The organism is Sphingomonas sp. MMS24-J45 (genome assembly GCF_044881195.1).
Classification (GTDB): Bacteria; Pseudomonadota; Alphaproteobacteria; order Sphingomonadales; family Sphingomonadaceae; genus Sphingomonas.
Map to the genome: position 1 here is coordinate 1,367,341 of NZ_CP173255.1, position 23,006 is coordinate 1,390,346.

At 66.1% G+C, this 23,006-nt stretch carries 22 protein-coding genes and 1 pseudogene; 6 read left to right on the forward strand and 17 right to left on the reverse strand.

From position 1 onward, the window contains the following. Positions 1-31 precede the first annotated feature (31 nt). The 5 genes from bchZ to AB5I39_RS06950 all read right to left on the reverse strand — a co-directional run bounded on the left by bchZ (position 32) and on the right by AB5I39_RS06950 (position 6,000). The gene (gene bchZ / locus AB5I39_RS06930) at positions 32-1,477 is read right to left on the reverse strand and encodes a chlorophyllide a reductase subunit Z (protein WP_404372891.1); all 1,446 of its coding nucleotides are present in this window, start codon (positions 1,475-1,477) and stop codon (positions 32-34) included. Continuing rightward, the gene (gene bchY, locus AB5I39_RS06935) at positions 1,474-2,949 is read right to left on the reverse strand and encodes a chlorophyllide a reductase subunit Y (protein WP_404374046.1); all 1,476 of its coding nucleotides are present in this window, start codon (positions 2,947-2,949) and stop codon (positions 1,474-1,476) included. Before bchY ends, bchZ begins: the two co-directional genes overlap by 4 nt. A gap of 59 nt (positions 2,950-3,008) precedes the next feature. Next, a complete protein-coding gene (locus AB5I39_RS06940) occupies positions 3,009-3,992 on the reverse strand; it encodes a chlorophyllide a reductase iron protein subunit X (protein ID WP_404372893.1) in 984 nt (327 codons plus the stop codon). Further along, positions 3,989-4,915 carry a chlorophyll synthesis pathway protein BchC gene (bchC, locus tag AB5I39_RS06945; protein WP_404372896.1) on the reverse strand — a complete coding sequence of 309 codons (927 nt, stop codon included), beginning with the start codon at positions 4,913-4,915 and terminating at the stop codon, positions 3,989-3,991. The genes AB5I39_RS06940 and bchC overlap by 4 nt, the downstream gene beginning before the upstream one ends. A gap of 101 nt (positions 4,916-5,016) precedes the next feature. After that, entirely contained in the window at positions 5,017-6,000 is a 984-nt protein-coding gene (locus tag AB5I39_RS06950) for a methyltransferase (protein ID WP_404372899.1), read from the reverse strand. Between the two features lie 202 nt (positions 6,001-6,202). Here AB5I39_RS06950 and crtD point away from each other — a divergent pair, with 202 nt between their 5' ends. Further along, positions 6,203-7,822, forward strand: coding sequence for a 1-hydroxycarotenoid 3,4-desaturase CrtD (gene crtD / locus AB5I39_RS06955; RefSeq protein WP_404372902.1), 1,620 nt, complete (start codon positions 6,203-6,205; stop codon positions 7,820-7,822). Between the two features lie 74 nt (positions 7,823-7,896). Then, positions 7,897-8,607: a hydratase gene (locus AB5I39_RS06960; protein WP_404372905.1), complete on the forward strand. Its 711-nt coding sequence runs from the start codon at positions 7,897-7,899 to the stop codon at positions 8,605-8,607. Here AB5I39_RS06960 and AB5I39_RS06965 read toward each other — a convergent pair. From AB5I39_RS06965 to AB5I39_RS06980, 4 genes and pseudogenes are all read right to left on the reverse strand, one after another. After that, positions 8,554-8,742, reverse strand: coding sequence for a hypothetical protein (locus AB5I39_RS06965; RefSeq protein WP_404372907.1), 189 nt, complete (start codon positions 8,740-8,742; stop codon positions 8,554-8,556). The two genes, AB5I39_RS06960 and AB5I39_RS06965, sit on opposite strands and share 54 nt — an antisense overlap. A 4-nt stretch (positions 8,743-8,746) precedes the next feature. Continuing rightward, entirely contained in the window at positions 8,747-9,631 is an 885-nt protein-coding gene (bchO, locus tag AB5I39_RS06970) for an alpha/beta fold hydrolase BchO (protein WP_404372910.1), read from the reverse strand. Next, positions 9,628-11,342, reverse strand: a pseudogene (locus tag AB5I39_RS06975) (magnesium chelatase subunit D). The gene bchO and the pseudogene AB5I39_RS06975 overlap by 4 nt, the downstream one beginning before the upstream one ends. 29 nt (positions 11,343-11,371) lie before the next feature. Then, positions 11,372-12,352, reverse strand: coding sequence for an ATP-binding protein (locus AB5I39_RS06980; protein ID WP_404372913.1), 981 nt, complete (start codon positions 12,350-12,352; stop codon positions 11,372-11,374). Between the two features lie 90 nt (positions 12,353-12,442). Here AB5I39_RS06980 and AB5I39_RS06985 point away from each other — a divergent pair, with 90 nt between their 5' ends. Then, positions 12,443-12,916, forward strand: coding sequence for a TspO/MBR family protein (locus tag AB5I39_RS06985; RefSeq protein WP_404372916.1), 474 nt, complete (start codon positions 12,443-12,445; stop codon positions 12,914-12,916). Positions 12,917-12,922: 6 nt separating this feature from the next. Here AB5I39_RS06985 and AB5I39_RS06990 read toward each other — a convergent pair whose 3' ends face one another. The 7 genes from AB5I39_RS06990 to AB5I39_RS07020 all read right to left on the reverse strand — a co-directional run bounded on the left by AB5I39_RS06990 (position 12,923) and on the right by AB5I39_RS07020 (position 18,493). Then, on the reverse strand, positions 12,923-13,570 hold the full coding sequence (locus tag AB5I39_RS06990) for a cytochrome C biosynthesis protein (RefSeq protein WP_404372919.1): 648 nt from the start codon (positions 13,568-13,570) through the stop codon (positions 12,923-12,925). Continuing rightward, positions 13,567-13,971: a cytochrome c-type biogenesis protein gene (locus AB5I39_RS06995; protein WP_404374048.1), complete on the reverse strand. Its 405-nt coding sequence runs from the start codon at positions 13,969-13,971 to the stop codon at positions 13,567-13,569. The genes AB5I39_RS06990 and AB5I39_RS06995 overlap by 4 nt, the downstream gene beginning before the upstream one ends. A gap of 116 nt (positions 13,972-14,087) precedes the next feature. Beyond that, positions 14,088-14,615 carry a redoxin family protein gene (locus tag AB5I39_RS07000; RefSeq protein ID WP_404372922.1) on the reverse strand — a complete coding sequence of 176 codons (528 nt, stop codon included), beginning with the start codon at positions 14,613-14,615 and terminating at the stop codon, positions 14,088-14,090. Continuing rightward, the gene (locus AB5I39_RS07005; RefSeq protein ID WP_404372925.1) at positions 14,612-16,645 is read right to left on the reverse strand and encodes a heme lyase CcmF/NrfE family subunit; all 2,034 of its coding nucleotides are present in this window, start codon (positions 16,643-16,645) and stop codon (positions 14,612-14,614) included. Before AB5I39_RS07005 ends, AB5I39_RS07000 begins: the two co-directional genes overlap by 4 nt. Before the next feature lie 10 nt (positions 16,646-16,655). Then, complete coding sequence (ccmE, locus tag AB5I39_RS07010) at positions 16,656-17,090, reverse strand: cytochrome c maturation protein CcmE (protein ID WP_404372928.1); 435 nt, start codon at positions 17,088-17,090, stop codon at positions 16,656-16,658. 100 nt (positions 17,091-17,190) lie between these two features. Next, positions 17,191-17,931 (reverse strand): heme ABC transporter permease CcmC, encoded by a 741-nt coding sequence (gene ccmC, locus AB5I39_RS07015; protein WP_404372931.1) that lies wholly within the window; start codon positions 17,929-17,931, stop codon positions 17,191-17,193. 70 nt (positions 17,932-18,001) lie between these two features. Next, the gene (locus tag AB5I39_RS07020; RefSeq protein WP_404372933.1) at positions 18,002-18,493 is read right to left on the reverse strand and encodes a winged helix-turn-helix transcriptional regulator; all 492 of its coding nucleotides are present in this window, start codon (positions 18,491-18,493) and stop codon (positions 18,002-18,004) included. A gap of 117 nt (positions 18,494-18,610) precedes the next feature. On the opposite strand from AB5I39_RS07020, the gene AB5I39_RS07025 reads away from it, so the two are divergent. The 3 genes from AB5I39_RS07025 to AB5I39_RS07035 all read left to right on the forward strand — a co-directional run bounded on the left by AB5I39_RS07025 (position 18,611) and on the right by AB5I39_RS07035 (position 22,218). After that, positions 18,611-18,925 carry a CC_3452 family protein gene (locus AB5I39_RS07025; protein WP_404372936.1) on the forward strand — a complete coding sequence of 105 codons (315 nt, stop codon included), beginning with the start codon at positions 18,611-18,613 and terminating at the stop codon, positions 18,923-18,925. A 115-nt stretch (positions 18,926-19,040) separates the two neighbouring features. Then, complete coding sequence (locus tag AB5I39_RS07030) at positions 19,041-21,131, forward strand: RelA/SpoT family protein (RefSeq protein ID WP_404372939.1); 2,091 nt, start codon at positions 19,041-19,043, stop codon at positions 21,129-21,131. A 64-nt stretch (positions 21,132-21,195) separates the two neighbouring features. Next, complete coding sequence (locus AB5I39_RS07035; RefSeq protein ID WP_404372942.1) at positions 21,196-22,218, forward strand: glycosyltransferase family 2 protein; 1,023 nt, start codon at positions 21,196-21,198, stop codon at positions 22,216-22,218. Positions 22,219-22,258: 40 nt separating this feature from the next. On the opposite strand, the gene AB5I39_RS07040 is transcribed toward AB5I39_RS07035, so the two are convergent. Further along, complete coding sequence (locus AB5I39_RS07040; RefSeq protein WP_404372945.1) at positions 22,259-22,987, reverse strand: class I SAM-dependent methyltransferase; 729 nt, start codon at positions 22,985-22,987, stop codon at positions 22,259-22,261. Between the last annotated feature and the right edge of the window lie 19 nt (positions 22,988-23,006).

Below are 23,006 nucleotides of genomic sequence, written 5' to 3' on the forward strand. Positions count from 1 at the left end.
GCGGATGCGCGGAGATGGGTTGCCCGGGCGGTCATCCGCCACGGCTTTCGGAAATGGCGCCGGCCAGGCGGTCGGTGGTCACGCGGCTTTCGCCCGCGCGGCGCGCGCCGCGTTCGGCGGCATCGCGAATGCGCTTGGCGGCGGAAATGCGCACCAGCACCGGCTCACGCTCGACCACGGCATCGAGTGCCGCCTTGGCGGCATCGTCCCAGGCAACTTCACGCTCGATCCGCGCCGGCGTCGGCTCGACCTTGTCGAGCTGCCCGGCGAGCGGCAGGATATGGAAAAGCGCGTCGAACAGCGCGTTGCACACTTCCTGAATCAGATAGGTGGCACCGGCATAGCCCATGAAGGGCGTGCCAGTATGACGACGGATCACCGCGCCGGGGAAGCTCGCCGGGATATAGACCCCGCGCGCGCCGGTTTCGGCCATGTACATCCGCTCGTTGAAGCTGCCGAACACGATCAGTGGCGGATTGGTCTTCAGCGCGTCGATCACCGCCTGATTGTCGGGCTTGATCCCGGCGGTGCGACTGAAGGCGAAATGACAGGGCAGGCCCATGTCGTTTTCGAGGAAGTTGCGAATCCCTCGCGCATAGGTGTCCGTCGCGACGATCCCGAAGCTCGCCGTCCCGAAGAAATCCTGCGTGACCGAACGCCACAGATCCCACAACGGTTTGATCGTGGTGTGCTTTTCGCGCTCGATGAATGGCTCGGGGTCGAGCCCGGTCAGCTCGCCAAGCTTGCGCAGGAACAGCGTCGTGCTTTCCAGCCCGATCGGTGCCTGCAGATACGGGCGCTCCAGCACCTCGCACAGCCCGCGCCCGAATTCGCGGTACATGCAAACATTGACCGCGGCATCGGCCAGCTTGCGTATGTCGGCGAGATGACTGCCGAGCGGGAAGACCATCCCGACCTCGGCGCCGATCCCCTCGATCAGGCGGCGGATTTCGGCCAGGTCGGACGGCATGTTGAAGCTGCCGTACATCGGCCCGATGATGTTGACCTTTGGCTTCTCGCCTTCTTTCAGCGGGCGCAACGCGGGCACCTTTTTCGGCCCGAATTGCGTCCATAGCCAGGTGAGCGCGCGGTCGCCCGATTGCCACTGATCCTCGTCGATCGTGCGGGGCAGGAAGCGCTGGATATTGGTCCCCTCGGGCGTGACGCCGCCGCCGATCATCTCGGCGATCGAACCGGTCACGACGACCGCGGGCAGATCGGGGTCGAGCGTCGCCCAGGCGCGCTTCATCGCGCCTTCGGTGCCGTCGCGGCCGAGCTCCTGCTCGCCCAGACCCGTGACGACGATCGGCAATTCGTGCGGCGGCAGGCCGTCGGTATAATGCAACACCGACGTGACTGGCAGGTTCTCGCAACCCACTGGCCCATCGATGATGACCTGCAAGCCCTTGATCGCCGTGAACGCATAGACTGCGCCCCAGTAACCACCGGCCCGATCGTGATCGAGGATGAGGGTCATGTGCCGATGTGCTCCTCGGCCTTGGCCGCCGCGATGCGCTTGGCGGCATATTTCGCCTTGAACTCGGGGCGATCGACCGGGGTCGTTTCCCACACGCCGGCGCTCGGGCCGGTGCCGACACCTTCAAAGAAGCTCTTCATCCGATCGAAACGGTGCTGGTTGGCGAGCGCGGCATTGATCACCATCGCGAGGCTGCCAGCCCCCGCCGGGCCCATCAGCGGGCGCGCCGAGATGAGATTGGTGAAATACAGCGCCGGAATCGCCTTCTGCTTGGCGTGCTGGACGACGGGCGTGGTGCCGATTGCGAGATCGGGGCCGAATTCCTCGACCGCAGCAATGTCCTGCTCCAGGCTGGCACGATACTGCACGCGGACCCCGCGCGCCTCCAGCCAGTCGCGATCGGGATCGGACCACACCGTGCGCGGGCAGGCGGTGCCGACATAGGGCACCTCGGCGCCGCTTTCGATCAGCAGGCGCGCGACCAGCAGTTCTGAGCCTTCATAGCCCGACACGGTGATACGCCCGGAAATCGGCTTTGCCGCAAGCGCGCCCCGGATTGCCGGGATGAAACGGTTCTTGGCCGCATCGACCTTGTCCTGTGCGATGCCGCACGCCTGTCCGATCGCATCAAGCCACGCCGCCGTGCCATCCGCACCGACCGGGGCCGATCCGACGACGCTACGCCCGGCCGCTTCGAATTCGCGCACGCTGGCGGTGTAGAAAGGATGAATCGCCGCGACCGCCGCGCAATCGAGCGCGGAATAGAGTTCGCGCCATTCGCGCGTCGGCACGACCGGGCCAGCCGCAAGGCCCAGCGGTTCGAGCATCAGCCCGATTCCTGGCGGGTCAGCCGGAAACATCTCGCCAAGGAGAGTCACGGTCGGCCGGTCCGGTCGTTCCTTTGGTGCGGCGACGGGGCCTTGCTCTGCCTCCTTGCGCGCATAATTGAGCATTGCCCCGGCAAGGACATCCTTCGCCTCGGCATGAGTCGGGATGCCGAAGCCCGGCACGTCGATGCCAATGATACGGACGCCGTTGATCTCGTTCGGCAGCAATTGCAGCGGCACGCCCGATGCAGTCGGCACGCACAGGTTCGTCACGATGACGGTGTCGTACAGCGCCGGATCGGCGATCTGATGCACCGCGTCGCGAATGTCTTCGAACAATTTGCCGGTGACCAGCGTCTCGGACGAAAACGGTACGTACCCGACCGTCCGCTTCGCGCCGTAGAAATGCGAGGTGAAGGTGAGGCCATAGACACAGCACGCCGAGCCCGAGAGGATCGTCGCGGTGCGGCGCATCCGCAGGCCGACACGCAGCGAGCCGAACGCCGGGCACATCGATTGCGGCTGGTCATGCGGGCCCTTGGGATAATCCGCGTCATAGCGCGCGAGCACTTCCGACTTGCCCGCCAGCTCGGCGGCTTCGCGCAGAGTCGATCCGCTGGCACAGCCGCCCGCATCGGCGCTCACGCCCGCAGGCGTAAGGTCGATCCGGTCGCGATCGCGGGTGGGGGTGGCCACGTCCATGATCAGACCGCGTCGTACACGACTTCGAGGGTCGGCTTCGGCACGTACGCCACGCCGCGCATGTCGGCCTGCGTCGCGGGCTTCAGTGCGAAATCTGCGCCCGTCACATCCGCCGAGAAAAGGCCGAGCAGTCCATCCTGGTCGAGCGGCGCGGGGCGAAGCGGCGGCGCCTCGGCGACGTTGATGGCCAGTTCCTCGAACAGGCTCGCCCATTCGCCGCCGGGTTTGCCGATGATCTGATAGTTCGCACTCTTCTTGCGGATGTCCTCGTTCGCGGGGATCGCGCAGAGCAGCGGGATGCCGACCGCTTCGGCAAAGGCATTGGCCTCGCCAGTACCGTCATCCTTGTTCAGGATCATGCCCGCGACGCCGACATTCCCGCCCATCTTGCGGAAATATTCGACCGCTTTGCAGACGTTGTTCGCAACGTAGAGCGATTGCAGGTCGTTCGAGGCGACGACGATCACCTTCTGGCACATGTCACGCGCGATCGGCAGGCCGAAGCCGCCGCACACCACGTCGCCCAGGAAATCGAGCAGAACGTAATCGAAGCCCCATTCGTGGAAACCGAGCTTTTCGAGCGTCTCGAAGCCGTGGATGATCCCGCGCCCGCCGCAGCCACGACCGACTTCGGGCCCGCCCAATTCCATCGCGAACACGCCGTCGCGCTGGAAACAGACGTCCTCGATGCCGATCTCTTCGCCGGCTAGCTTCTTCTTGCTCGACGTTTCGATGATCGTCGGGGTCGATTTGCCGCCGAACAGCAACGAGGTGGTGTCGCTCTTGGGATCGCAGCCGATCAGCAGCACGCGCTTGCCCTGCTGCGCCATCATGTAGCTGAGATTGGCGAGCGCGAAGGATTTGCCGCTGCCGCCCTTGCCGTAGATCGCGATGATCTGCGTTTCCTTGGTCACCGGGCCGGTGTGAACGGGATCTGGCTCTTCATGCGCTTCATCGCGGAGCGAGCCGGGGTCTAGCATGGTCATACGTGACTCCAGTCGAGCACCATTTTCAGGCAGGTCGGATCGCCAAAGGCGGCGGGATAAGCGTCGGCAGCATCGGCGGCCGGACGGACATGGCTGATCAACCCGTCGAGCCGCAGCGCGCCGAATTCGACCAGCGCGTTCGTCGCGATCACATCGGCCGGGGTGAACTCGGCCGAAATGCGCATCCGCGCCTCGCGCATGAAAGCGGGCGGGAAAGCGAAGCTTAGCCGGTCGTAAAATCCCGCCAGCACGATCTCGCCACCCTTGCGCAGCCGCGGCACAAGAGTGTCCAAAATATTGGACGCTCCGCTTGCATCGCAGATCGTCGCGTAATCACGCCGTTCGTCGGTCTCGGGATCGATCACGGTATAGCCCGCGCCGTCGCGGCGATCGGCGTTGGTTTCCCACACCGTCGGCGCGGGCGCGCCCATCGCGACGACGATCCGCGCGATAAGCCGCCCGACAATCCCATGCCCGATCACCAGATCAGGCGCTTTGCCGCCAGCAACGGCGTGATAGGCCGTTGCGGCAAGGGCAGTCAGGATGCCGTCACGGCCAAGCAATTCGGCAACCGGCAGCGCCCGCGCCGACGGCATGATCACTCGTTGCGCCGTGCCGCCAAACAGGCCGCGGGCATCCTGGTAGCAATTCGCGCCGGGGACGAAGACCCATTCACCGATCCGCCCACGCACTTCCGCACCGGCATCGACCACGCGGCCAACCAATTCGTAGCCCGGCACCAACGGATAGCCCATGCCGGGGAAGGCGGGCATCTTGCCCGACCACAAGAGCTTCTCTGTGCCAGAACTGATGCCGCTGAAGGCGATGTCGATCAGGACGTCGGCAGAACCGAGTTCCGTCAGGGAGAGCGCACGAAGCGCCAGCCGCTCCGGAGCCTCCAACACTACTGCCAGTGTTTCCACCGAGCATCCCCCGATCGAGAGGACCAGATCATCCGGTCTTCTTCGAGTGTCACTTTATCTGGACACTTTACATTGTCAACTGATCTTGACGCTCTCGGAGATTATCGCGTTGCCGTAATGATCCGCACGGTGAGCGGCAAAGCGGTCGAAACGATGCGGGAAGATGCAAATCCGGCGGCGCGCAGCATCGCACGAATCGCTTTCGCCGATCGCGGGCGACCGGACCCCATCGCCCACAGATACAGGCCGAAATAGGCATCCCCAGATCGCTCCGCTCCGCGCGTTTCCGCCATCGGCTCGGCGATCAGCAGCGTTCCGCCCGGTGGCAGCGCGGCGTGGATGGCGCGCAGCAGGGCAAGTGCAGGCGCATCGTCATGATCGTGCAGCACGCGCACCAGCGTGATCAGATCATGCCCGGTCGGCAGCGGATCGTCGAAGAAACTGCCGCCGAAGATTTCGACTCGCTCGCCCAGCCCGTCCGCGACCAGCGCTGCCTTCGCGCGCGCACCGACCGCAGGAAGATCGAACATCGACAGTCCGAGCCTCGGCACCCGTTCCGCCACGGCGCGCACGAATCGCGCCTCGCCCCCGCCGACATCCAGCATCCGGCGGTGCTGCGCAAAGCTGTAACTGTCGAGAATATGCTGTGCCACAAGGGGTTGTGACGCTGCCATCAGGCGTGAATAGGCCGCGACCTCGTCGCTCTCTCCCTCACCCGATCGTTCGGCATAGGTCCAATACTGCGCGAGCTGGCCGCCGCCGCCGCCACGCCGCAGCAACGCTACGGGGTCCGCCAGATCAGCGTAGAGCATCCGGTGATGCGCCACCATCTCGACAATGCCTCCATTGCCGCGCAGCGCAGCGCCGTCCGCGCCGAGGACCCAGCGCGTCGCATCGAGTCGCTCGGTCAAATTCAGCGCCGCCCCGGCACGTAACAGGCGCTCGGTGCCCTCGAGCGGAACATCGATCTGCGTGGCGATCTCCTCGACCGACGCGGGACCGCGCGCGAGCAATTCCAGCAGCCCCACTTCGACACACGCCGCGATCGTCTGCGAATAGGTAAAACCGGCGACCAGATCGAACATTGTCCGCGCCCGCGCTCGCACGATTCCCCGTGTCGGGCCGAAGCGTATGGCGAAGCGTTGAAAGCCCGGATCGGCAAGCGTTCGATTGCGCCAGGCGATCCAGCGTTCCCGCCAATTTCTGTTGTCTTTGTTTATAGGCAGCTTCATATGTCCAATTAATTGGACGCATGTCGGATAAGCGTCAATCGCGGTTAGGATTCGGATGCAGCGCGACACGGCCATCGTTATCGGCGCAGGGGTTGGCGGTCTGACCAGCGCCGCTCTGCTCGCCGCGCGCGGGCTGGACGTGACAGTGGTGGAGGCGGCATCGGCACCCGGCGGCAAGATGCGCCACGTCGCGGCGGGTGACGCGATGATCGACGGCGGGCCGACCGTCTTCACCATGCGCGACGTGTTCGATAGCATTTTCGATGCCTGCGGGGCATCGCTCGACGACTATGTCACGCTGCGCCCGACCGATCGGCTCGCGCGCCATGCCTGGGGCGACGCGCGGCTCGATCTGTTCGCCGATCGCGACGAAAGCGCCGATGCGATCGGGGCCTTTGCCGGGCCGCAGGAAGCACGCGGCTATCGCGCCTTTTGCGCCGAGGCGCAGCAAGTCTTCACCGGGCTCGACCGCCCCTTCATGCGCGGCCAGCGGACCACGCCGTTCGGTCTCGCCTGGAAAATGGGCCTCGCCAATCCGCGCGACCTGATCACCAAGCGCCCGTTCGAAACGCTATGGAACGCGCTCGGCGACCACTTCCGCGATCCGCGCCTGCGCCAGCTTTTTGGCCGCTACGCCACTTATTGCGGTTCCTCGCCGTTCAAATGCCCCGCCACGCTGATGCTGATCGCGCATGTCGAGGCGAGCGGCGTGTGGCTGCTCGATGGAGGGATGCACGCGCTCGCCCGCGCGCTCGAAGCGCTGGCGGTGCGCGGCGGCGCGCGCTTCTGCTACGATGCGCCGGTGCGCGAAATCCTGGTTCAGCAAGGCCGTGCGGTCGGCGTCGTGCTGGCGAGCGGCGAGCGGCTCGAGGCCGGATCGATCGTCTGCAATGCGGATCCCGCCGCGATCGCCGATGGCCGCTTTGGTGCGGACGTCGCCTCCGCCGTGCCGCCGACCGAGCGCACGGCAAGATCGCTCGCTGCGATGGTGTGGACGGCGCAGGCGAAGACCAGCGGCTTCCCGCTGCTCCACCACAATGTCATCTTCTCGGACGATTATGTGGCCGAATTCGGCCAGCTCGCCGCCAATCGGCTACCCGATCCGCCGACCGTCTACGTCTGCGCGCAAGACCGTGACGGCGTTGGCAACGGACCCGACGGCCCGGAACGGTTGCAGATTCTCGTCAATGCCCCGCCGATCGGCGACGGCCCCGGATTTACCCAAGCGGAGATCGACCAATGCCAAGTCCGGATGCTGGAGAGCTTGGCGCGGGCCGGGCTCTCGGTGGAGCTCTCTCCGGGAGCAACGACGCTTACGACGCCGATGGGGTTCGAAGCGCTGTTCCCCTCGACGGGTGGAGCCCTTTATGGACGGGCCTCGCACGGATGGGCGGCGTCCTTCCGCCGGCCCGGCGCCCGGACGCAGATCCCTGGTCTTTATTGCGCGGGCGGGAGCACGCACCCGGGCGCCGGCGTCCCGATGGCAGCACTCAGCGGCGGCCTAGCCGTCGATATTCTGCTCAAGGACCTCGGTTCGACGTACAGGTCGACGCGAACGGCTATGCCTGGTGGTATATCGACGCCTTCAGCGACACCACAGGGCCCGATGGCGGGCGCTACGGGCTCACGATCATCGCCTTTATCGGCAGCGTCTTCTCGCCCTATTACAAGCTGAGCGGCCGCCACAGTCCGGAAAACCACTGCGCCATCAACGTCGCGATGACCGGCCCGCGCGGCAAGGCGTGGGCAATGACCGAACGCCCGAGCGGCAGCGTGTCGCGCGATGCCGACCACCTCATCATCGGGCCGAGCGCGTTGTTCTGGGACGGGCAGGCGTTGGTAATCGACATCGTCGAAAGCTCCGCCCCTTTGCCCTATCCGGTGCGCGGGCAAGTACGCGTCTATCCCGAGCTGATCGGCACCACCGGCTTCCACCTCGATCCGGCCGGGCGGCACCGCTGGCACCCGGTCGCGCCGCGCGCCCGCGTCGAGGTCGATATGCGCCAACCCGGCATCAGCTGGAGCGGCAGCGGCTATTTCGATTCGAATTTTGGCGAAGAACCGCTGGAGGCCGGGTTCGAGGATTGGCACTGGTCGCGCGCGCATCTGAAAAACGACGTGGCGGTGCTGTACGAGGGCATCCGCGCCGATGGCGCGCCGTTCGATCTGGCGCTGCGCATGGATCGGCAGGGGAATTGGACCGACGTCGCCCCGCCGCCCACTGCGCGGCTGACGCGGACCGGCTGGCTGATCGACCGCCTCACCCGCGCCGACCCAGGGTTTCAGCCGAAAGTGGTCAAGACCTGGGTCGATGCGCCGTTCTACGCGCGCTCGGCGATCGATACGCGGCTGTTTGGCGAGGACGTTCGCGCGGTCCACGAAAGCCTGTCGCTCGGGCGCTTCCGCTCACCGGTCGTCCAGTCGATGCTCCCCTTCCGCATGCCCCGCGCCACCCGCTGATTGTCCGTCCTCGGCGCGCTCGCGCTTGCTCCGCGCGATGTCGCGGCTGATCGCGACATATTGATAGAGGCAGAAACCGATCCCGAGCGCACCCGATAGCAGCAGCTCGATCAGCCCGAGATTGTTACCGATCATCGCGTCATGCCTTTCCCGCTGTCGCCTGCGCAAACTCCTCGATCAGCTTCGCCACCAAGTCCGGCTGCTCCTCGTGCGCCAGATGGCCGAGACCGGGTAGCACTTCGACTCGGGACCCCGCGATCAGCGCCGCCGCTTCCTGGACCGAAGCCGTGGGAATCGCGGCGTCCCCATCGCCCGTTACGAACACCAGCGGCACCCGGATGCGCGGAAGGTCGCGTGACAGCGTGTCGAGATCCCACGCTGCCATCATCGTCAACGCGCCTGCGCAATGGTCGGATGTCGCGAACAGGCGGCGATAGAGATCGACCCCCGCGGCATCAAGTCGCGACCCCGTGCTGCGCTCCAGAAAGCGTGCCGCTTCGCCGGGGCCACGCGCCATCGCCGCAAAAATGTGCGGTGCGAAGGGATTGACGAACAGGATCCGCGCCAGCGCCGGGAAAAGCTGTGCAGCAAGACCGGGGAAGGGCAGCAAGGCCGGGTTGAGCCCGAGCACACCCCGCGGCGCGGCCACGCCATCGATCGCCATCCGCAGCGCGATCGCCGCGCCCGCCGAATGGCCGACGATCCACTCCGGCGCGACGGCAAGCGCGGTCAGCAGATCGCCCAAGGCACGCGCGATCCCGACCATCGACAGCCCGCCCGAGGGTCGCCCCGTCGTAAAGCCATGCCCCGGCAGATCGGGCGCGATGACCGTGAAATGCTCCGCCAGCAAAGGCAGCAGTGCACGCCAGCTATGCGTCGCCGCCCCGGTGCCGTGAAGCAGCAGCAGCACCGGCCCACGCCCCGCCACCTGCACATGCCAGCGCATCCGTCCGGTATCGACAAAGCGGCTCGCCGCGCGATTGGGCCAGTCGCGGCCCTCGACGCTCCAGTCGGGCCTGCTCACGCCGCGCGCACCGCGGCAACCGCACGATGCATCGCCGCGGCATCGGCGCGCGGCAGCGGCAGGTACCGTGCCCCCATTGCCAGCGCCAGTCGCGCGCCCTCTGGCCGGGGCCGTGCCGAGGTATCGACAAATGCCGCCGCGATTCCCGCTTGGCCGATGGCGCGGGCGGCCTGTTCGGCGTCCTGTTCGGCGCGCTCGCGCACCGTCGTGCCATCGGCAGCGATGTTGGCGCGGCCGTCGGTCAGCACGACGATGAAAGGGGTGCGCCCGCGCTTGCGGGCCGCCTCGGCCAGATCGCGCGCGGCATCGAGACCGATCGCCAGCGGCGTCCCCCGCCCCCCGGCAATTCGGCAAGCGCACGGCGGGCCCGGGTCAAAGAACGGGTCGGGGGCAGCAGGATTTCGGCGGTGGTACCGCGAAACGCGACAAGCGCGACATGCGCGCGCTTCACATACGCCTCGGCCAGCAACAGTTCGACCGCGCCTTTCGCCTCGGCCAGCCGCGCCGCCGCCGCCGAGCCCGAGGCATCGACGGCAAAGATGGTCAGCGTTTCCGCGCGCGTTTCGAACCGGCGAATCCGCAGATCGTCGCGGCGGATGCGGATCGGACCATCGCCCCGGTCGCGCAGATTCTGCCACGGCGCCGCCGCACGCAACGTATCGATCAGGCTGAGCCGCAGCCCCCCGCGCGGAACCCCGGCGCGCGCGCTCATCGGGCGCCCACGCTGCATCGATTTGCGGCGCTCACCCTTGCCGCGCGCCGCGCCAGCGCGCCGTCGGCCGCGTCCTGCCGCAAGCTTTTCGAGCACATCGCGCGGCAGCGATGCGAGTGCCGCTTCCAGGACGACATCCTCGGGCGGCTTCGGCTCGCCTTGCTCCTCCTCGCCAGAGTCGTGTCCCGGGGGTGGCGGCGGTGGTGCGTCCTCGGCGCTATCCTCTGTTTCCGGCGGAGCAGGAAGACGCGTCGCGCGTGGACCGAGGACGAGCCGCACCGCGAGAATCATATCCTCCTCGGCCATCGAATCGCGCCCCGCGAGCGCCGCCGCCGCGCGCGCCGCACGCAGCGCGAACAGCGGCGCGCGCGCCGAATCGATCCCGAGCGCAAGCGACGCGGCGGCGAGGGTGGCGAGGACTTCGCTATCCTCAATTTCCTTGCCCGGCGAAGGCCGGGGCCCAGCCGCGGAGGTTTCAGTTGGTGAGGACAGCGCCTGATCATCGTCGTCGCGCAACTGGGCCTCGGCCTTCGCCGGGGAACGGCAATCCGACAAATCAACGCGAAACGCCAGCCGCTCGACCAACGCGTGCGGCGGCTCTTCGTCCTCGACCCCGTCATCGAGCGCAACGACCGCCACGCGCACCGGCGCGCCCTCGACCGACCCCGCATCGAGCACCGACGCAATCCGCGCCGCCGTCGCGTCGCTCATGCGCTCGGCCATCGGCAGCACCACCACACCGCCGTCCGCCGCAGCCAGAACCCCCGCTTGTCGCACCGGTCGTCCGAGCGCGAGCGTCGCGCCGAGATCGAGCCCACCGAGCAACGCATCGTCATCGACATGCGCCGGAACACGCCGCACCGGCGCGCCGTCCGGCAAGGCATCGCGCAGCGCCGCAACGACAGCATCGCGAACCTCGCCACCGCCGCGCAGGATCATGCCGCCAAGCCCGACCGGATCGAAGGCGCACAATTGCGCGGCCAGCATTGCATCATCCATCGCCCCGGGCAGGACCGGGTCGCGCGCGCTCACGCCGCCGCCAGTTCGTCCAACGCGCGCTCGATCCGGACGGTCGATCCGGTCTCGTCGAGCACCCCGCGCCGCAAGCGGTGGCGCAGCGCAAGCGGCGCGACCCGCGCGATATGGTCAGGCTTGACTTCGGTCTTGCCGTCGAGCGCCGCGAGCGCCCGCGCCGCGCGCATCAGCGTCAATTCGCCGCGCAGCCCATCGGCGCCGACCGCCATGCACAGCCCGGACGCGCGCGCCAGCATCGCCTCCGACATCTGAACCTTGGCCAACCCGGCGCGCCCGCGCGCGATCTGCTTCAGCGTCTTCTTTTCGGCCGCTTGCCACGCCTCGGCGAACGCCTCCGGGCTCCGCTCGAACGCGTCGCAACGCTTCAGGATTTCCACCCGGCTCGCCAGATCCTGCGGCGTGCGCACTTCGACCGAGAGACCGAATTGATCAAGCAATTGCGGGCGAAGCTCCCCCTCTTCCGGATTGCCGCTGCCGACCAACACGAAGCGCGCCGGGTGCCGCACCGACAGCCCCTCGCGCTCAACGACATTCTCGCCCGATGCCGCCACGTCGAGCAGCAGATCGACGATATGATCCTCCAGCAAATTCACTTCGTCGATGTAGAGAAAGCCGCCATTGGCGCGGGCGAGCAATCCCGGCTCGAACGCCTTGACCCCCGCCCCCAGTGCGCGTTCCAGATCGAGCGCACCGACCACCCGGTCCTCGGTCGCGCCGAGCGGCAGATCGACGAACGGCACCGGCGCGGTCGCCTTGGCGGGCGGCGGCGGTACGCCTTCGGGATGATAGCCCGCCCGGGCCGCGGGGATCGGCGGCAACAGTGCGGCAAGCGCGCGCACCGCGGTCGATTTGCCCGTGCCGCGATCGCCGAATACCATTACCCCCCCGATCCGCGCATCGACCGCCGCGAGCAGCAGCGCCAATTTCATCTCGTCCTGGCCGACGATCGCAGAGAAGGGGAAAGACACACGCATCCTCACGGTGTATCATGCGTTGGACACACGACAAGTGGACACTCCCCAAATTGTTCTATTCCACAAGGGGGAGCAGCCGATTGGACTTCGATGAATCCTCTTTACGTTTCGCTCGGCTGTGCAGCCGCGTTGCTGGTCGCCGGTGGTTTGGCGACGCCGCTTGGTGAGTGGTACAAGGGCTTGCGCAAACCGAGCTGGCAGCCTCCGGGTTGGGCGTTCGGGCCAGCCTGGACGATCATTCTCGGGCTTGCCGCCTGGTCCGCCGCGATCGCGTGGAACGCCGCACCCGATGGTGCCGCCCGGACCTCGATCATCATCCTGTTCGCGGTCAATGCGGCCTTCCACTTTATGTGGAGTCCGCTGTTCTTCGCATGGCGGCGGCCCGATTGGGCGCTGATCGAAGTGGTGTTCCTGTGGGCCTCGCTCGTCGCGTTAATCGTCGGTTTGTGGCCGATCTCGCACTTCGCGGCACTGCTGATCCTGCCCTATCTGCTATGGGTCAGCTTCGCCGCGTTCCTCAATCTGACGATCGTGCGGCTGAACGCCCCATTCGGCAAAAACTGAGGTCGATCAGGGCGTAATTCCAGCAGCGCGTTTCGCGGCGGCCATTTTCAGAAATTGGTCGATCGCCGCCAGACGATCGGCAATGTCGCCGCGATAGGGCGCATCCTTCGGCGTCGCCGCCAGCGATGCCGCCCAGGCCGGGCGCGCCGCCGCCAGATCGCCCGCATCGACGTGCGCCATACCCAGGAAGAAGGTCGGCCCCGGCGTCCCCGGTGCCAGCATCACCGCGCGGCGAAAGGCGAATTCCGCAGCCGGCGAAACCGATCCGTCGTGCAGCGCGAGGACATACCCCAGGCCAGTCCACAACACCGCATCGTTCGGCCGCCGCGCGATTTCGGCGCGCAACCCGTCGGCAGCGGCGTGGGCATCGCCCGCCTGCAGCCGCGCATCCGCCGTGGCGAGCGCCAGACTATCCTCGCGCGACGGTGCGAATACCAACTCGCGAAAGGCGACCATACCCGGATCGACCGTGATCGGGGTGACATCGGCGGCGGTCGGCTTGCCCGGCTGGTGCGCCTGGCTCTGCCACGCAAAGCCCGCCGCACCGAGCATCAACGCCGCACCCGCGATCGTCCACAAACGCCGCGCAACGCCAAGCGCCCACAGACCAGCCGCCACAACAATGCCGACCAACATAAGGATCACCAGGTTCATGCTTTGCGCCGCCGCTTGAAGCTCGCCCGCGCAAGCCATGCGCCAATCACCAGCAACGCCAGCGGCGCAATCCACAGTGGCGCAGTCGTGGCACTCAACGGCGGATCATAGCTGACATAATCGCCATAGCGCGCGATCAGCCAGTCGCGGATCGACTGCGGACTCTCGCCAGCCTGAATCCGCGTCCGCACTAGCGAGCGCATGTCACCCGCCATTTCGGCATTGCTGTCGGCGATCGACTGGCCCTGACACACGACACAGCGCAGCGTCAGCATCAGCGCTTGCGCCTGTGCTTCCTTGGCCGGGTCCTTCAGCTGCACGTTCGCGAGCGGCGCGGGCGGCTGGTTGCTGTCGGCTAGGGCGGGGGTGGCGCAAAGGAGCAGCGCAATCCCTGCCGTCACCCCGCCCTTGTGCCGGGGTCCACCGTGCGGCCCGCGATGCGCAAGGATCGCGGGCGCGTCGCCAAGCTCAGAGGTGGACCCCGGCACGAGGCCGGGGTGACTAAAAGAGCGTGCCGTCACCGCGCGTTCCTCACCGCCGCGATCAAGCCGGGCACTTCGTCGGGCCGAATATCGCCGACATGCTGCTGCACGATGCGGCCCTGCCCGTCGATCACGAAGGTTTCGGGCACACCCGACGACCCGAGCGCCAGCTGTACCGCGCTCGCCTTGTCGTCGCCGATCGACGCATAGGGATCACCATTGCGCGCCAGGAAATCGGCGATCGCCGCGGGCGTGTCGCGGATCGCGACCGCATCGATCTCGACCCCGGCTTCTTTAAGCTTCAGCAATTGCGGCGCTTCGGCGATGCATGGGATGCACCAGCTCGCAAACACGTTGAGCAAGCGCGGCTTGCCAGTCGCGAACGCCGCCGTCGACAGACCGGGCTTGCCCGGCACGATCGGCGGCAGATTGAACGCGGGCAGTTTCTGCCCGACCAGCGCCGAATGGATCGTGCGGTCAGCGGGTTTGTAGAGGCCCCACGCTATCACCCCGAACAGCGCGAGCGCGCCGAGAAACGGCACCCAGATCAACGGCCGCTTCATGCGTAGCGCTCCCGCGGGGCAGACGGACGCCCGCGCAGCAAACGACCAAGCAGCGACAACGCGCCCCCGACCGCAACCAGCGCCCCGCCCAGCCAGATCAGCGTCACGAACGGCTTCCACCACAGCCGCAATTGCCAGCGCCCAGTGCCATCGGGTTCACCCAGCACGGTATAAAGCTGCCCATCCCAGCGCGTCGCAATTGCCGATTCGCTGGTGGTCGTCACCGGATTGGCGAAGAAGCGCGATTGCGGACGCATGTAGAACACGCTGCCCGACTCGCCACGCCGCACGCTTAGCCGCGCTTCGAGCGCCGACCAGTTCGGCCCGACCACGGGCTTGATCCCGTCGAGCGTCACGCTGAACGGCCCGACGCGTTGCGCCACGCCTACGCGCGCTGCGACCAGCGTCGCCTGCGTAAAGGCAGTGTCGCACGCCATGCCTGCCAGGCTCACCGCAATGCCGAGATGCGCGATCACCATGCCATAGGTGAACAATGGTGTGCGGCGCAGGTTGCGCTTCCACAGGGGTGCGACGCTCGCCACCGCGAGCCCCGCCGCGAGCGCCAACCCGAGCAGCGGGAGCAACGCGACATGCCCGAGCAGCGCGACCAAAATCAGCACGATCCCCGTGGCGGCAACCGGCACCGTCATCCGCTTCAGCACCGCCTCCGTCGTGTCGCGCCGCCAGCGCAGCATCGGCCCCACCGCCATGATCGCGACCAGCGCAAGCGCGACTGGCCCGGCCGCCTTGTCGAAGAACGGCGGCCCGACCGACAATTGTGTACCGAACCCCGCCGCAACGATCGGGTATAGCGTCCCGATCAGCACGATCCCGAGGATCACCGTCAGCAACAGATTGTTGGCGATCAGCGCGCCCTCGCGGCTGACGAAATCGAAGGTGTTGCCCTGCTTCACCGTGCCGACTCGCAAGCCGAACAGCAGCAGCGCCCCGCCGATATAGATCGCCAGCAGCGCCAGGATGAACGACCCGCGCGTGGGGTCGACCGCAAAGGCGTGAACGCTCGTCAAAATACCCGATCGCACCAGGAACGTGCCCAGCATCGACATCGAGAAAGCAACCACCGCCAGCATCAGCGTCCAGGCGCGCAACCCGTCGCGCGTCGCCAGCACCGTCACCGAATGCAGCAGCGCGGTGGCCGCCAGCCACGGCATCAGCGAGGCGTTCTCGACCGGGTCCCAGAACCACCAGCCGCCCCAGCCGAGCTCGTAATAGGCCCAGTACGAACCGGCCGTGATGCCGAGCGTCAGGAAGATCCACGCCCCCAGCACCCACGGCCGCATCGCGCGCGCGAAAGCCGGGCCGACATCGCGCGTGATCATAGCGCCAACCGCAAAGGAAAAGGCGATCGAGATGCCGACATAGCCGATGTAGAGCGTCGGCGGATGGAAGGCCAAGCCCGGGTCCTGCAGCAAAGGATTGAGCCCCGCACCATCGGCCGGTGCCGGGTTGATCCGCGCGAACGGGTTGGAGGAAAACAGCAGGAAGGCGTAGAATCCGAGCGCGATCGCCGCCTGCGCGCCGAGCGTGGCGATTAGTGTCGGCTTGGCGAGACTGCGTTCGAGCAACGCGACCGCCGCCCCGGCGACGCCCAGGATCGTCACCCACAGCAGCATCGATCCCTCGTGGTTCCCCCACGCGCCCGCCACCTTGTACAGCATCGGCTTGTCCGAATGGCTGTTCTGCGCGACCAGCAGCACCGACATGTCGCTGCGCGCGAACACCCAGATCAGCAGCAGCATAGCGGCGAGCGCAAGCGCGCCCTGCACTACCGCGACCGGACGGACGGCGGCCATGATCTCGGCGGTGAGGCGGTCTCGCTCTTCCGTTCCGGCTGAGCTTGTCGAGGCACCGCCCGCAACCTGCGCCCTCATCCCGGTAGGGAGCTGCGCTTCGACAAGCTCAGGGCGAACGGCGGCTGAACGCCACACACCCAGCCCCGCCAGCACGAGCTGGAGAAGAGCGAGCGCCGCGGCAAACCACAAGGCGGCAAGACCGGCTTCTGCTAACATCGTGCGCCGATCATTGTTTCAGGGATTTCGTCTCGTGCATCTTGCCCGCCATTTCGGGCGGCATGTATTTCTCGTCATGCTTGGCAAGCAGATTGGTCGCGGTGAAGCTGCCATCGGGGTTGAACGATCCTTCGGCGACGACGCCCGATTTCTCACGGAACAGGTCGGGCGCGATGCCACGGAAAGCAACGGGGACGGTGGCGAGTCCGTCGGTCACGACGAAGCGCATCGAAACGCCATCCGGCATTCGCTGGATCGATTGCGCCGCGACCATCCCGCCCAGGCGCACGGCGCGCCCCAGCGGCAGACCTTCCTTCTTCACATCCGACGGCGCGTAGAAGAATGCCGCCTGATCCTTCAACGCCGACAGCGCGAGGACGCTTGCCCCACCGACCGCCACGACCGCGAGAATCCCCAGCGTCAGCCGCTGATGCTTGGCCTTCACTTCTTTTCGACCTTCCGCATCGCAAGATAACTCCACACGGCGAGCGCAGCCGAAGCAGCCCCCGTCAACACATAAGCGGCAGTCACGAATGGCCAAGGGTTCACGCCATCGCCTCCGTAGCGGTCGCCATGCGCCGCATCCGCGCCTCGGCCTTGGTCCGCGCCAGGATGGTGCGCATCCGCATCAGCACGATGCCCGCGAACAGCAAACTGAAGCCGCTCAATGTGAACCACAAGGGCCACAGGATCGACGGATCAATGCTCGATTTGGTGATACCGATGCTCTGCCCCTGGTGCAGCGTATTCCACCAGATGACCGAATAGCGGATGATCGGCAGCAGGATCGACCCGGCAATGCCGTAAATCGCGGGAATGCGCCCGTCCCCGCCGCGATCGTCATCGGCGCGGATCAGCGCCATAAACCCGAGATAGACGAAGAACAGCAACAGCATCGACGTCAGCCGCCCGTCCCATTGCCACCACGTGCCCCAAGTCGGTCGACCCCAGATCGACCCGGTCGCCAGGCACAAAGCCGCAAAGACCGCACCGGGCAACGCGATCGCGCGCGCGGCGATCATCGCCAGCGGGTGCCGCCAGATCAGGAACACAAGCGACGAGACCGCAATGCTGGACCAGCCGCCCATGCCGAGCCAGGCGGTCGGCACATGGATGTAAAGGATGCGGACCGTTTCGCCCTGCAGATAGTCGGCCGGCGTCTGCGTCAGACCGCCCCAGGCGCCGTAACCGAGCAACAGCACGCCCGCCCAGAACAGCAAAGGCGTCAGCGGCCTGGCGATTTTGAGGAAACGCGCCGGATTCGCGAGGGCATGAAGGCTTGGCACGACGCGATGAATACGCAAGATTTCCGCGGGAATCTACTGGCGGTTTTGTTTCCTGACATTGCTCGCGCGCTTATTCGGCAGCGCGCAGCGTATCCCCGCCATAATTGACATCTTCGGGCAGCGCCCACAGCAGATCATGCTTGGTCAACACCCGCCCGTCGTGCGCGCGTACCTCGATCGGCGCGATCGGGCGCATGTCGCGCGCATCGACCAGCACCGGGCTCGCACGATAGCCCGTCTCCCACCGCTCACCCCATTGCCGCAAAGCAAGCATCGTCGGCAGCAGCGCAGACCCCTTTTCGGTCAACTGATAGTGAATCTTGCGGCGGTCGGCGGGCATCGCGGTGCGCGTCAGGATGCCGTGATCGACCAGGCGCCCCAACCGGTTGGCCAGTATGTTGCGCGCAATGCCGAGTTCGGACTGGAATTCCTCGAAATGGTGCAGGCCATTGAAGGCTGCACGCAAAATCATGAAACTCCAGCGCTCTCCCATCGCCTCCAGCGCGGCAGGAAGGCTGCAAAGTGCCAGATCCCGCAAGGGTTCGCGGAGCTTTCCGTCCATAATCTGTCACCTTATCGCAATTTCGCAGGGCATGGGAATGAAATATACGTTTTCACTTGCAACTCGCATGTGCAGCATTTAGGTAGCGGTCCGCAACTGAATAATTGGAGCCTCCCCATGATCCGCCCGCTTTCGCTCGCTGCTGCCGCCATCCTCTCCGCCGCTCTGCTCAGCCCGGTCGCTGCCACTGCCGGCGAGGCACCCTATTATGCCGCGACTCCGGTAACCGCGCCCGCCAAGACCACGCTGATCACCAGCGGCACGGTGTGGAAGTGGAACACGGCGGCCTTCATCGCGAACAAGGCGACGCAGCGCGACGCGATCATGTGCGAACTGGTCGCCAAGAGCACCGGCAAGCTCGCATCCTTCACCGCCGGTGGCCAGGCGTTCGATGCCGCTTCGCTCGAAAAGTGCAACGCGCGCGCGAAGTAAGCTCTCGCTCCAAGCAGGATTCGCCCCTTCCGCGCCCGCGCGGGAGGGGCTTTTTCTTGGGGTCGATGCGCAAACATGTTGCAAAGCAGCGTTCCGCAACGCCATCTTGAACCCAATGCTGCGTCAGTACGAACTCGTCGATCGCGTCCTCGATTACGATCCAAACGCCAATGAGGCGCTGCTCAACCGCGCCTACGTCTTTTCGATGCAGGCGCATGGCAGTCAGAAGCGCGCCAATGGCGACCCGTATTTCAGCCATCCGATCGAAGTCGCCGGCATCCTGACCGATCTGCACCTCGACGACGAGACGATCGCGACCGCGATCCTGCACGATACGATCGAGGATACCGTAGCCACGCCTGAGGAGATCACGCGCCTGTTCGGGCCGAGCGTGGCGCGGCTGGTCGATGGCGTGACCAAGCTCAGCAAGATCGAGGCGCAGACCGAGAACGAGCGCGCCGCCGAAAATTTGCGCAAATTCCTGCTGGCGATGTCGGATGACATTCGCGTGTTGCTGGTCAAGCTGGCCGACCGGCTGCACAATATGCGCACGCTCCACTTCATCAAGAATGAGGAGAAGCGCCGCCGCATCGCGCGCGAGACGATGGACATCTACGCCCCGCTCGCCGAGCGGATCGGCATGTACGAATTCATGAAGGAGATGCAGACGCTCGCCTTCGCCCAGCTCGAACCCGAAGCGTATGAATCGATCACCCGCCGCCTGGCGCAGTTGAAGGAAGGCGGCGGCGATCGCATCGCCAAAATCGGATCCGGGCTGAAACTGCTGCTGTCGCGCGCGGGGCTCGAAGCCGACATTTCGGGCCGCGAGAAGCATCCCTATTCGATCTGGCGCAAGATGGCCGAGCGGCACATCAGCTTCGAACAGCTCTCCGATATCATGGCCTTTCGCGCGATCGTGCCCACAGAGGAGGCGTGTTACGCCGCACTTGGCACGATCCACCGCCGCTGGCCGATGGTGCCGGGGCGTTTCAAGGACTATATCTCGACCCCCAAGCGCAACGGATACCGTTCGCTGCACACCTCGGTGATCCACGCCGACAATACCCGCGTCGAAATCCAGATCCGCACCCCTGAAATGCACGAGGAGGCCGAGATCGGTCTCGCCGCACACTGGGCCTACAAGCAGAACAAGGTGCGGCCCGACACCCAGCATAGCTGGATCACCGATCTGGTCGAAATCCTCGATACCGCAGAGAGCCCCGAGGAGCTGCTCGAGCACACCAAGATGGCGATGTATCAGGATCGCATCTTCGCCTTCACGCCCAAGGGCGAACTGCATCAGCTGCCCAAGGGCGCCACGCCGATCGACTTCGCCTACGCCGTCCACACCGACCTTGGCGACCAGGCCGTGGGGGCCAAGATCAACGGCCGCGTCGTGCCGCTGCGCACCGTCATCGAAAATGGCGACCAAGTCCAAATCCTGAGATCGAAGGCCCAGGAACCTCAGCCCGGCTGGATGAACTTCGCCATCACCGGCAAGGCCCGCGCGGCAATCCGCCGCCATCTGCGGCAAAAGGAACGCGACGAGACGCAATCGCTCGGGCGCAAGATGTACGACGAGCTCGTCTCCCGCCTGCCCGCCCCGCTTGCCGCCAATGCGATGGCGATGGCGATGCAGCGGCTGAAAGTCCCGGACGAAGCCGCCCTGCTCGAGGCGATCGCGCGCCGCCGGATCCCCGATCGCGCGGTCATGGAAGCGCTGATGCCGGGGTCGGCCGGGGCGGACGCCCTGCGCGATCTGCCGCCGCAATCCTCTGCCATTTCGATCCGCGGGCTGACCGCAGGAGTCGCGTTCGATCTCGCCGAATGCTGCCACCCCGTCCCCGGCGACCGCATCGTCGGCCTGCGTCGGCCCGACGCCGGGATCGAGGTGCACACGATCGATTGCCCCGTGCTCGCGTCTGCCGACGATGCCGATTGGGTCGATCTCTCCTGGGGCGACAAGACCGAGGGCGCCACCGCGCGCATCTCGCTCGAGGTCAAGAACGAGCCCGGCGCGCTCGGCACGATCGCCACGATCATCGGCGCGCAAAAGGCCAATATCGTCAACCTCCGGCTCGACAATCGTGATACCGGATATCACACCAACACGATCGACCTTGAGGTGCACGACGTGCACCATCTGATGCACGTGATCGGCGCGTTGCGCGCGGCGGACGCCGTCAACGCCGTGACGCGCGTGTGAATGCGTGCCTGCCTGCCCGCAAGTTCATCATGACGCACCGAAACGGATTCGCTATGGGCAATTCATGATCCGTCCAGCGCTCTCCGTCGTCATCCCCTGTTACAATGAGGCGGCCTGTCTCGATGTCCTGCACGCCCGCGTTTCGGCGGCGGCGCGCGCGGCGGTGGGGGAGGATTACGAAATCCTGTTCATCAATGACGGATCGAAGGACGACACGTGGCCCGTCATGCAGCGCCTCGCCGCGAGCGATCCGCGGCTGGTGGTGATCAACCTGTCGCGCAATCACGGCCACCAACTGGCGCTGACCGCGGGGCTCGACCTGTGTTCCGGCGCGCAGATCCTGATCATCGATGCCGATTTGCAGGATCCGCCCGAATTGCTTGCCGACATGCGCGCGGCGATGGCGGCGGCGGACGCCGACGTGGTCTATGCCGTGCGCCGCTCGCGCGAGGGCGAGACCTTGTTCAAAAAAGCGACCGCCGCGGCTTTCTATCGCTTGCTCGATCGCGTTACCGATACCGCGATCCCGCTCGACACCGGCGATTTCCGCTTGATGAGCCGTCGGGCGCTCGACGCTTTTCTGGCGATGCCCGAACAGGCGCGCTTCATCCGCGGCATGGTCGCCTGGGTCGGGTTCAAGCAGATCCCCTTTCCCTATGATCGCGCCGAACGGCACGCCGGGGAAACCAATTATCCGCTCGGCAAGATGATTCGCCTGGCGCTCGATGCGGTCACTGGCTTTTCGACCGCACCCTTGCGTTTCGCCAGCCATCTCGGCCTTGCGCTGACCGCCGCGTCGCTATTGCTGTTCCTTTATATCGCGGTCGGCTTCTTCAGCGGCAGCGCGGTCGCGGGCTGGACCTCGACGATGCTTGTCGTCGTGCTGCTCGGAGCCTTTCAGATGTTCGTGCTCGGCATGATCGGCGAATATCTGGGACGGCTTTACGTCGAATCGAAGCGCCGCCCGCTCTATCTGGTCGCCGATGTGGTCGGACCGGTGCAGGGGCGCGCGACGCTGGGATTTCGGGCCGAGCCGACCGATGCAGAGGGTGGTGCGCCGACCGAAGCGACAGCCGCTACATCGTAAAGGCGCCGTGCTCCCGCGCAGGCAGGAGCGCAGGACGTGGCTATTTCACCGAAGCCAGCGTCACGATCGAGACACCGGGCGTGAGCGGCACCCGTCCCACCAGATGCCGCTCGATTCGGAAAATCCGCTCGAACAGCGTGTTGAGCACCGGCGGCGGCGGCGAATCGTCGCTATCGTCCTTGCCGCGCAGCCGCCCCGCGATCCGAGTCGCCGCCGCCAGCGGGAACAACAGCGAGTTGAACCAGCGCAAACCGTTATGCTTCAGCCCGGCCTTGCCGATCGCAGCGGCGAGCGTCGCTTTCGAATAGCGCCGGTGGTGGTGGTTCACCACATCGTGCGCGCTCCACATCCATTGGTGCGCGGGCACCGCGATCAGGATCTTGCCGCCGGGCTTCAAACAGTCGCCCATCGCTTTCAGTGCCGCGACATCGTCCTCGATATGCTCGACCACGTCGAGCACGGCGATCAGATCATAGGCCCCGCGTTCGATCCCCGGCAATTCGGGCAGCGGCGCCGCGCCGACTGGCTTGCCGAGCCGTTCGCTGGCAATCGCGCGCGCGGCGGGGTCGATCTCGATCGCCTCGACCGTGCCAAAGGCCGCCAACATCGGCAAATTGTGCCCCGTGCCGCAGCCGATCTCGAGGATGCGCGCATCCTTGGGCAAGCCCCCTTCGCGCGCGAGGTAATCGGCGAGGATGTCGCGCCGCGCGCGGTACCACCAATGCGTCGAATCATGCGCCGCCATGCGATCGTAGACGATACGGTCCATCAGGCGCGCTTCTTCATAT